We start from the raw sequence: 11,043 nt of genomic DNA, 5'->3' as shown, positions 1-11,043 counted from the left end.
TTGTAAAAAAATGAGTCTATTCGGCGTATCAGCCACCACCGAAAATAAATCTATGACTGATTGGTCAGAAATAGAGATACTGTTATTCTTGATTAGCGCATTAATATCCTGAGTATATTTTTGCATTTTTTTCAGCAAAGTATCCTCTGCCGAAGTAAGTATTTTTTGATCTGCAATGAACTCAATTTGAGCCTTTCGCTCAAGAAAATCACGTGCTAAATCACTATCGGTGAGATAATATTCAATGCCATATATACAACCTAACTCTTGGTCTATCTTAGTAGCCCCGTCATTTTTCGATATAACACCATGATTAATCAAACCAATATTTTTTCCTTGGTTTAATTGTTGATGGTATTGCTGCAATCGTTGGGCTTGATAATTTTCATATGTTGTAAATGCTTCAGTAAAAGAGACGTTTTTAAATATTCCACTATCACCTTCAAAGTTTTTAGCACTGAGTTCACTAAATCCTTTTAAATTCTCACTTAACAAAATGAAATTGTTATTATCAGTCACTAAAGCTAAAATTTTACCTTTATCTATGCCATCACCAGCAGGAAATAGCTGTTTAAGTAATTGTTGAGAGTTTTCACTTAAATTATTTAATACAGAGAGATCGTTTTTTATTGTCATTAATAACGTGTAGATGCTATCTGCTTGTTGTCGATAACCCATCTCTACCGTTGTCTCTATCAATTGATTTATTGATTCCGTATTAAGTTCATACCCACGATTTAATGCTTCATTTAACTTTGAATTTACGAGAGGATCTTGCAATACAATAATTAGTTTTTTAACATCGACACCTCCTTCGCTATCCGAAAAATAATTCAGTAAATAAGGATGTTGTAGCAAATCGATATCTTGAATAGCAATTTCTTTTAAGGCTATTTTTTCTAATAATAAAATAAGCTGCTGATTAGGCTGACTGGCGAGTACCGCTGTAGAAATACCACGGTTTACCATTGTGGATTTATCCGGAGCTTCATAGGTAAAATTAGATTTAACTTCTCGGTTGATACCTTGTACTTTAAGCTCCTCAGATAAACCGCTAATAAATATCTTATGCTCACCCACTTCCGTTATCATTGCTGGCCCCACAGAATGAAACAGGATATTTTCAGGATTTATCAATAGATATTGTTTTTTGAGTGCCGATAACTCAATCGATAATGCATTTGTGGGCTTTCGTATTGTTTCTGCATCGCCAATCATTACCCAGTGCATTATTTTTTGTTTTTCCACTAAAGACATTAAATGTTCTTTACCATATTCCAAAATATGTTTTTTACTATCAACATCCATTTGAAAAATTAATGTATTTTGAGGATTTCTCGCGGCTAAGCTTTCTGCTTGTAATAAACCTTTTTTATCCCCTGTCAACCGAATAATAACGGTTAACTCTCCTGAATTATTAATTGTATTTGCTAACGCTTTTTTTTGAATATTCTGGCTATTAACCATCTTCCAAATGGGTATATCCATGATACCGAGTTCATTTAGTCGCGTAGAGAAAGTAGTATAAAAATCATTGGATAAAAGACTGTTATTATTTTTAAGTTCCTGAACAAATAGTCTATAGGCATCCTGATTGTAAGCGACTTTTTTGAGTAAATTATTATCAAGAATACGAGTATCAGGATCCCTAAACATATGCATAGGGTCGGGTTCAATATAATCATTTAGTTGAGAGAGTGATAGCTCACCACGACGAAGCTCATTAATAAAATATAATGTGCTAGAGTTATTATTAATCCTGACTTGATCACTGCCTGAATGGTACTGATAGACAAATTTGTAACCTTGTGTATTTACCGAGTCATTTACAAAATCAACCGGATTGATAATCTTGGAACCTAAATACATCATTCCAACTTGCCGATTATAAGCGACAATAGGAGATCGTATATTATTTTCAGCAAGTAAGTTAGCCGCTTTTAGTGCAAAGTTTTCATTAATACCTCCTCGACCTAAATTGCACCCTAGCATAACGAGTTTATCTGGCGTTGTATTTTTTAAGACTTTTTTGCGCAAATACATTAATGCACTTACTTATTGCGGTGCATTTTTTCCCATATAGAGAGTTGGTTGATGATTGCCATAATATTTTCCATGACCAATTGTTATCCAACGTACTTTTCCTACATTAATTCTATTGAGATCTCCATGTAAGATTTTATATTGCTTCGAACCCATATCATACTGAATAACCATAGAGTCTTCAGGGTGTTTAGAAAATGCATAAGCTGTTGCTTTAGCTGAATCTTGATCACCACCATTTTGGATAATAACATTGTAGGTATATTCAGTAGGTTTTACCTGTCTATGAGTTTCCGCATCATTGGCTTTGTTTTGACGGTATATCAACATCGGATCTAGCCAAGTGTCTAGGTTGCCCGTATTTGGTAAATTGGTCTCTGGTAATCGGCTACTATTATGATTTTTTTGCATATTTAAATAAACATCACCAAAATCTGTATCTAACTGCGCAACAGTTTTTTCTGTGATCGGTTCATTATTAATAATACTTTTTTTCCGTATTATTTCTGCTCGTCCTTCAATAAAGCTGACTGATATTTTACGTTTAGGCTCGAAGTATTGACCATTATCTCCTTCACTCCATTTTTTATTTAATGGGGCTCTATAACCCTGATTTATTAATAACTGCTGAAAATTAGAAAGCTGTTCAACGTTATCAACAATGATTGCACCTTGAGAGTTCATATGAAAATAAGTATCGATGGACTCAGTCGCACCTATTAAGTTATTTTTTCCTTTTAATCGATCCGGTAATAAAAAGGTAATAGGGAAATTTTCGCTCATTATACTCGCAGGGTTTGCGTCATCAGCTCCATGATGGATCAGTTCCATCCCCTCAGCTAGACCAAGTTTTTTATTTAATTTATTTTTTATTTCTTTTATTTTTTTATTGGTAATGCCATTATCTTTTCCTTCTTTTTTATTATATTCTATTTCATCATTATACAATTTTTTTGGGGCTGAAGTTAGTTCATCATAGTTTACGTTAGCCTTCCACTCATCCCATGTCAACATCGGTGTTACTTTGACATAATGCTCTAAGTCTGACATAGGAAAAATAATGCTGAAAATATCATAATCTGCAGTTATTGCTTTTCCTGTTTTAGGGTCACCAATAACATAAAATGGCTCTATTTTATTATTTTCTAGATGATATACACTCCATATATCGATATTATATTTAATACTTTTTTTTAGAAAAAATACTTTTTCAATACCATCAAAAGAAGCTCTTATCTCTTTATATCCGTCTTGTTCTGCTGTATCTGAAAAATAAATTGTTTTATATCGTATAAGCTCTTCAACTCTTTCTTGGGTAATTTCTAATATAACCGCAATAGCTTTGCCTTCATTAATAGCTTCCTGAGAGTAGACATTATATTTTTTGCTATTTTCTCTCCCTGATTTTTTTGCAAATTGCTGATACATAGGAATAAACCCAGTGTGTGGTCCCCAGTCTGAGCTTTTCGATTTAATAGCTAACCCTTTACTGCTATATTCTCCCATTCCTATAATGCTTGTTGATTTAGGATCTATAGGACGAATACCTATAATAATATTCTCTTCATTGGCAACTTGAGCAATTAAACTCTGATGTATTTCTGATACACCAGAAACAGGTATATCAATTTCTTTATTTAAAGGCGTAAGATGCAGGTTAATACTGGTATAATCTTTACTAATACTATCAGACGTATTATCTTGTTTCGCTGATGTGGGCGGCTCATTCAGGCTAATTGTTTTTTTAGTCTCTTCTTTATTAATATTTTGAATAGAATCATCTTTAGATAAATTCGAATCTATATTTAGCTTTCCCATATATCCCTCTTTATAAATAAAAATTTAATATTTAAATTAGATTTAAAATCAATTTAAAGTATCAAGTTTTTAAAATATAGCTAGATTAAAGAAATATAATTAGGACATAGTTTTAAATTATATCAATTGCATATAAAAAACCCCTAATAAAGGGGTTTTTGAATGATATTCTGAGTTATCAATTCAGTATATTATCCACCCTGTAAGAATGGGTTACTGATTCGCTCATATCCTAATGTCGACATCGGACCATGTCCCGGAATAAAGTGATAATCATCACCAAGCGGCAGTAGTTTGTTCTTGATCGATGCAATCAGGTCTTGATGATTACCGCGAGGGAAATCACTCCGCCCCACACCGCCTTTAAACAATACATCCCCCATGGAGATAACTTTATCTGCGTGGTTCACAAATACAATGTGACCTGGCGTATGACCAGGGCAATGCAGTACATCAAACTTGATGTCTCCACACGTGATGCTATCCCCTTCCTCTAACCAATGGTCTGGCGTAAAGTCAGGACAATCACCGATATAAAACATGGCATTTTGTTCGGCAAGGCTTTCAATCCAGAAAGCATCTTCCTTTTGTGGACCATAAATCGGTACACCAAAGTGTTTAGCAAGAGGGGCTGAAGCGCCAATATGGTCAGAATGACCATGGGTAAGTAAAATTTTCGTTAATGTTAATCCACGACTCTCAATAGCAGAAATCAGCTTTTCAGCCTCACCGCCCGGATCAACAATCACTGCATTCATTGAATTTTCATCCCAGATCACCTGACAATTCTGCATGAACGGGGTTACTGGGATAATCGTATATTTCATCGAACAATCACTCCATAATCTGTGTCACCTATGCACAGATTACCATGTTCTGACGGGTCCTGTATCAATATGAATGAAATTGCTTTTCGGATAATAGCCCACACCGCCCGCACCCATTTTTAATGCGGCTTTACGGATATTACTTAGCTGTAAACCTTCAATATGAAAATCCATTGCCTGACCACGGGTATGGTAGCTTTGTTTTGCTACACCAGAGCTCTTACGACGCAATTCATTATTGGTTTGTAATGAACGATAGCCAGAGATCAATTGAACCGGCTTATTAGTGCCCATCATCATTTGCAGCAAATAAATTTGGTCAAATAATTTAGGATCAATCGTTTTGACTTTATCACAGCGGTAATCACGGAAAAGGTGATTCAAACGAGCCAATTCAGACTTATTATAACGGCGACCATCGAAAAACTCGGTCTTTAAAAACTCCCCCGTATTTAAGTTTTGAAAACGTAAAATTCTAGGGCGAGGTGTACTCATTGCAGCAAGTACATGATTTGGTAATAGTCCCAGACCGATTGCGGCGGCACCAATTCCCAACCACTTTCTGCGGTTTTGATCAATCATATCCATAGGTGATAACTCAGGTATTAATTATTCAGTAAATATACATTTTGACTTCATCAGTCTAGCAAAGGATATTTCGCTTTAATGTATAATTATGTAAAGAATTGCGTAAATTAAGGAAAATCCATCACTTTTATGCAAAAAGGTGAGTGAAATCACTTAGCCTCATCCGATTAGGACAATTCTAATGCCCCACCAGAAGTTATATGTGAACACAATTCATTCAATATATAAATATATTAAAACGGAATTGTTAGGAAGATTTAGGAATTAATGCAATGAATAGCATCGAAGAGCCTAAGCTCTCCGATGAATAATGGCTATTTTAAAATTGTTTTAATTGCAGGTAGATATTTTTCCGCATTATCAATGCTACCATCATATTGATAAATATCTGCTCGGTATTGCGGCTGCTGATCTTTATCAACCCATGCAGTTTGATAGTAAAGATACACAGGAATACGGTCTGGAATATTCACATAACGCGTTGAGCCTTCTTTTAATGCCCCATCAATACGTGTCTGAGCCCAGCCTGCATCACCTAATAAAATAGTGGCTAGTTCACTCGCTTTATTGACACGAACGCAACCAGAGCTAATTGCCCGCGCATTTTTGTTAAACAAACTATGGTTTGGCGTATCATGCAAATAAATCGCATCTGAACTTGGCATATTAAATTTATAGCGCCCCAAGGAGTTACTTGAGCCCGGCGCTTGTCGAATACGATAAGGGAAATTCGCTGGCGTAATATTTTCCCAGTCTATTGTATAAGGGTCGATTTCATAAGCATCTTGCCCCCATCCTGAATAAACCGTATAGCCTTTACGACTAAAATAGCTCGGGTCCATTTTTCCTTTCGGGGCAATATCTTTACGCGCCAAGCTTGTTGGTACACTCCATGGTGGGTTAATCACCACATTATTCAATGCACTGCTCATGATTGGCGTTTTACGATCGGCTCGACCGACAATGACCTTTGAATCCAAAATGATGTCATTATTCAGATAAAAATCTAATGTGTACGCAGGGATATTCACCAAGATTCCTGTACCGCTACTTTCAGGCACAATGCGTAAACGCTGAATATTCAATGCCATCAGCCCTGCTTTCTGTTTTGGCTGCATATTAAGCCAAACGCGCGTACCTTTACCAATCACACCATCGGCTTCTAACCCATATTGAAGCTGAAATTTTTTCACTGCTTCAACTAAATCATCGCTATACACTCGTGCATTGGCAGTGACTTTATTGATCTCTTCGGGTGGAGCGGATGCATCGACGGTTTCGCTCACAGCTGAAGCCTCTAATAGCCCATCGCGCACTAAAATCTCACGGAGCGTGATCACATCATCGCTAGCTTGACCCGGTTTTAATGTTTTTGTGCTTGTTATTTCTAACGTATCTTCCGGCAATGCTAACTGTTTTAGCATCTCTTTACGCATCGGTTGATACATAGCATGTTTCGGTGCTTGAGCTTTCACCCATTCACCTAAACGATGTTCAGAGGCAGCATCTAACCACGGTTTTATTTGCGGCGTGGTTGGTGCAATAATTTTGTATGGACGGCTGGTATATAACCAATACTGACCACTGGATTCAACAGACGATAAATATTGCAAATAACCTAACATAGCGTCGGATAAAATGGCGTCACGCCCCATTTCGCTCAGCTGGCTATTTTCCAATGACACTAACCATTCGCTAAATTGAGGTTGGAAACCTGCTAAGGCAAGCTCGGCTAATTGTTGTTGAAACTGGCTAATTGCCGTTTCATCTTGCCATAACAATTGCATTTGCCTGTCGGCATAAATTTTCGCCAACTGGTCCGCAAACACCAGTTTAGTTTCTGATGGTAAAGATGCGTTTAGGGTTGCCAAGCTTTCTTTTGGCGTAATCTTATTGACCTCTTCAGTGATCACTGATTGAAGCTGTTGGGTTTCTATATTATTTTGCTGCGTATTTTCTGCTGCGGAAAATGCAGGGAACTGCATCGCCATCAGCCCACATAATACTGAGATTTGCAGAGCTTTCACTCTTCTCTTTGCCATACATCCACCTTAAGTTACTACATGGATAACATTATTTTTTTATTATAGTGATACTATTTGATTATATTTAACTCTGAGAAGAATGTTATAGGAATTGACTAATTTTGTCTTTATTGATGAAAAAAGTTATTGCAGAAGGCTAGTAAGATAAACAGTTTAAAAAAACCACATGAGAAATAGAATTGTTTTCGTTTATAACAACTTACTAAATGATATAACATATCAAATATTGACACCCATTTATTCTCTAAACAAAATTAAATTTAATATAAGTTATATTAAATGGTGGTTAAGCGTCGTCAATAAATAGGCTTTAATTTTGTTAGTTAAAGGCGCATAAACACCTTTAACTAACTTTCTAAAGAATATTAATATTCTGAATTAATCACAACTTCTTCACCAAAACGACCTGCTTTTGGTAAAGGTTGATAAGAAGAGTTAGCTGCACGCAAAATACGAATACCACGAATGTCTAATTCATGTGCCGCAGCAATATCCGCATCTGCATCACCATAGTAGATGGTTAATTTATGGTCACGCATCCAGCTTACTTTATTATTTTTACCTGGCTCATCGCCGGCAAAAATGACTGGATTCATTTTATCCGCAGGAATTCTTAAACCTTCCTGCACATATTGAGTTACAGTTTCAGTTTTAGTCTGTGTACGACCTGTAATAAAGTAAACTTTATCACCACGCTCTAAGTGCATTTTAACTAAATCGATGCCCACTTGTTTTGGCATGCTGAATTTGTCCCACTCATTATTCATTTTTTCCCAAAATTGAGGGTTTTTCAGATAGCTAAAATCATTTGGGGAGAATTCAAGTTTTCCACGGTAGAAACCAGGGCTTGAGAATAAAACGGTATCATCAATATCAAAGCCTACCGCCATTGGCGCTTTGCCTTCTAAACTCTGTTTAATTTGTTCAACAGAGACCCAATGAACCGGTTGTTGTGCAGCTAACTCCGCAACAGTAACCCCTGGACTGACGGTTTCTGGCATTGGAATCTTAGCTTGAGAAGTCGCTGTAAAGCTCAGTGCCAATGCAATTGCACTTAACGTTAGGGTAATTTTCTTCATGTTCGATCCTTATAATAATTCATTTTCGTGACTAACCACTCACGCCCTGTAATGATAAAAGTTTTTATTACATAAAAATGAGATTCAAATCTCATTGCAACCATCTATTAATGAGTTAAAGGGAAATGAAGATAATAAAAATAAATAATCGAATAGGAAGTGATAGTGTCAGTTCCCCCTTATCTAGTTATAGAGTAGCTCATCACCAAGTGTTTATTAACCACCATAGTTAACAGGCAGTACCAATCAAGACGCTACACGCCATGCTGAGTCACTACAATAAAAAAGCCTATTGGGGGTCTAGGCTCTCACTAATATATAAACTAAATTAGTTAGGTTCTTTTTCTGCTAAATAACGAAGGATAGCGGCGATATTTTTTAAGTTGTAACGCACTAAAATTTCGTTTCCCTTGGCTTTAAGTAAAGCGTCATAATCATCTTCCAACTGTCCTACATCTAACTTAGGTTCATTATAAACATCATACAGAGCATCTGAAGGAACATTCCAATAAAAATCCGAATCCAGTTTGACACTCTCTATGCCATTCTTTTTCATCTCTTCAAAAATTAAGCTTATTGCATTTTCAAGTACATTGAGATTTATATTCATAAAAAACATCTATTAGAAATATCGTTCGATATAATAAAGTTTGGATGTGCCACTTGCACTCTAATATCTAAAATATTCTATCCTTGGTAGTCCTCATATTCCCAAAAACTAAGTCGGCTTAATTTTAGTGATGGTTTTGACCAATCAGGATCATCACATAGCCTAATTGTTGTTCTAGCTGAGTTAATATTTCGTCATAGTCGTATACTGCAACAATTATCATTCCCTTTCCAAATGCGACCTTCCTGCCTATGTCTGTCGGCTCTACGTCACAGCATTCTGTATAAGTATTGGGCGTTGACGATAATAGCCACCTTATCCCGCCGCACCGCCTAAATCGCTTCCTGTTCGTCAGACCTGCATTTTGTTTTCATCTTTCTTCAGATTTTACCTTGCGACGAACACCCTTGCCGTACAGCTAACACTTCCCCTTATCGGGTGTGTAGAGGACTTTCGCCTACAAGTGGTCTATTTTCCACCACAGCGAACAAACAGCGCCATGCTCGGTGCACTATAAAAAAGAGCATATAAGGACTAAGCTCTTCAATTGAAACTTAAATTACTTCACATAAAAAATTGATAAATAAAAACGTTCAAAATGAGAATAATTCAGTACTATTTTTTACTCTTAAGCGTATCACGCGCTTCAACTAAAATAGATATCAAGTCATCTAATGGCATCTTTGCAATAAAATTATTTGATGAATCAGAACCAAACAATTCAATTTCTAAATTTTCCGTTCCTTTATCTTGATTTATTTCAGCGATCCTTTGCCATCCTAATTGCACTTCTAATGTCAAATTTTCATATTCCATAGGACTTGAAAAAAATAATTCTAACTTTTTTTCTTTCATTTTTTTACCTTTGGGTCTAATACTGTATTAAATGAACCATCTGCATTATAACGAATACCTTTTCCATTAGGTAAACGATATTCAAATGCACCACCAGATAAATTATTTTTCATTCGCTGTGGATCTCTCAGTACACTTTTTATGAATTGCTCTGCCACAGCATTTTTCTGTGTTGGATTACCGGCTAATGGATCAAATATACCATTAGGTCTTCCTGCATGCTTTTCCCACGCTCGTGCTGCCGCTGATAGACCTTGATTATTAATAGGCTTATTAGCAGATAAAATCAAATAATCTTCTGTAAATACAGTCTGCTCGGGATTATTTCTAAACTTTTCTTCATCTTGAGGTCTCCAGCCATTAGGCGCCCCCGAACTAGTAGCACCTAATTCAACTTTATCTGAATTCGAAAGATCTTTTCCAAGATTAGGATTTTTAGCTGCTTTATCTAAATCAGATGCACAAGCAAATCCAAAGGTACATTCAAATGTTTCTGCTAATTTATCGCCAGCAGCCTTAAATTTATTTTCAAGTGCCTGACCAAGATTGCTATTATTTTTTGATTCAAAATCAGAGTTATCTCCATTTGGTAATACAGGAGCTACTCTAACTGGGAGAGAAAAAACACTGCTATGTGCAATTTCTATTCTACTCAGGTTATTTTCATTTACCTTAATTGCATGAGTCAGATTACTATGTGCTTGCTGAATTTGAAGTAAATTCTCTCTTGCTGAGGTATCAAAGAAATCTCCCTTATGATCCCTAGAATCATCAAATTTATCACTTATAAGATAGTCTTTATATTCTGTCGTATTATACTTTTTTTCTTCAATTCCATTACGATCACTAGTGTATTGTGTATAAGGGCTTTTTTCAGGATCCTCAAGAAATTTCCATTCCTCTGTATCTTCGAGACGCTCTAGCATTAATTTTTGTTTTTCAATATGTTCTTTTAGCTTTGTTTGCATCCTTATTCTTTTTTCTTCTGAGTCTTTTGAATTAGCAAAAATCGATTCATCAACCTCCAAAATATCGTATTCTGGACCCTATTCAAAAAAAGACTTTCATCTATTAATGCATGGTAATAAGCCTCTAAGTCACCACGATTATCCATATTGTTCCAACCAAAACTACTGTTCCATTCATCCCAACCATAATTCTCTATAGGAGGTAAAGGC

The 11,043-nt window shown here is 35.9% G+C and carries 8 protein-coding genes and 1 pseudogene; all 9 read right to left on the bottom strand.

The genetic code is table 11. From position 1 onward, the window contains the following. Window positions 1–2,043: pseudogene (locus PSF16_RS08650) on the bottom strand (RTX toxin); the annotation flags it as partial. 12 nt (window positions 2,044–2,055) lie between these two features. Continuing rightward, entirely contained in the window at window positions 2,056–3,861 is a 1,806-nt protein-coding gene (locus PSF16_RS08645; RefSeq protein ID WP_272689119.1) for an anthrax toxin-like adenylyl cyclase domain-containing protein, read from the bottom strand. 191 nt (window positions 3,862–4,052) lie between these two features. Continuing rightward, window positions 4,053–4,688: an MBL fold metallo-hydrolase gene (locus PSF16_RS08640; RefSeq protein WP_272689118.1), complete on the bottom strand. Its 636-nt coding sequence runs from the start codon at window positions 4,686–4,688 to the stop codon at window positions 4,053–4,055. A 39-nt stretch (window positions 4,689–4,727) separates the two neighbouring features. Continuing rightward, window positions 4,728–5,276 (bottom strand): YcbK family protein, encoded by a 549-nt coding sequence (locus PSF16_RS08635; protein WP_112860001.1) that lies wholly within the window; start codon window positions 5,274–5,276, stop codon window positions 4,728–4,730. A gap of 314 nt (window positions 5,277–5,590) precedes the next feature. Next, a complete protein-coding gene (ldtD, locus tag PSF16_RS08630) occupies window positions 5,591–7,318 on the bottom strand; it encodes a L,D-transpeptidase (protein ID WP_272689117.1) in 1,728 nt (575 codons plus the stop codon). Window positions 7,319–7,686: 368 nt separating this feature from the next. Next, window positions 7,687–8,400, bottom strand: coding sequence for an acid phosphatase AphA (gene aphA, locus PSF16_RS08625; RefSeq protein ID WP_006657825.1), 714 nt, complete (start codon window positions 8,398–8,400; stop codon window positions 7,687–7,689). Between the two features lie 328 nt (window positions 8,401–8,728). Beyond that, a complete protein-coding gene (locus tag PSF16_RS08620) occupies window positions 8,729–9,010 on the bottom strand; it encodes a hypothetical protein (RefSeq protein WP_039861574.1) in 282 nt (93 codons plus the stop codon). A 615-nt stretch (window positions 9,011–9,625) separates the two neighbouring features. Next, window positions 9,626–9,865, bottom strand: coding sequence for a hypothetical protein (locus PSF16_RS08615; RefSeq protein ID WP_006657823.1), 240 nt, complete (start codon window positions 9,863–9,865; stop codon window positions 9,626–9,628). Next, a complete protein-coding gene (locus PSF16_RS17450) occupies window positions 9,862–10,893 on the bottom strand; it encodes a Contact-dependent inhibition of growth factor CdiA (RefSeq protein ID WP_412033774.1) in 1,032 nt (343 codons plus the stop codon). The genes PSF16_RS08615 and PSF16_RS17450 overlap by 4 nt, the downstream gene beginning before the upstream one ends. Window positions 10,894–11,043 lie beyond the last annotated feature (150 nt).

This window comes from Providencia sp. PROV033 (assembly GCF_028484855.1).
Classification (GTDB): domain Bacteria; phylum Pseudomonadota; class Gammaproteobacteria; order Enterobacterales; family Enterobacteriaceae; genus Providencia; species Providencia alcalifaciens.
The sequence above is the reverse complement of the archived record's forward strand: the minus strand, read 5'-3'. Positions and strand labels throughout refer to the sequence as shown.

Bases quoted from the DNA above. Each gene is read 5' to 3' on its own strand.
- PSF16_RS08645 (WP_272689119.1), bottom strand. From the start codon at position 3,861: ATGGGAAAGCTAAATATAGATTCGAATTTATCTAAAGATGATTCTATT.
- PSF16_RS08640 (WP_272689118.1), bottom strand. From the start codon at position 4,688: ATGAAATATACGATTATCCCAGTAACCCCGTTCATGCAGAATTGTCAG.
- PSF16_RS08635 (WP_112860001.1), bottom strand. From the start codon at position 5,276: ATGGATATGATTGATCAAAACCGCAGAAAGTGGTTGGGAATTGGTGCC.
- ldtD (WP_272689117.1), bottom strand. From the start codon at position 7,318: ATGGCAAAGAGAAGAGTGAAAGCTCTGCAAATCTCAGTATTATGTGGG.
- aphA (WP_006657825.1), bottom strand. From the start codon at position 8,400: ATGAAGAAAATTACCCTAACGTTAAGTGCAATTGCATTGGCACTGAGC.
- PSF16_RS08620 (WP_039861574.1), bottom strand. From the start codon at position 9,010: ATGAATATAAATCTCAATGTACTTGAAAATGCAATAAGCTTAATTTTT.
- PSF16_RS08615 (WP_006657823.1), bottom strand. From the start codon at position 9,865: ATGAAAGAAAAAAAGTTAGAATTATTTTTTTCAAGTCCTATGGAATAT.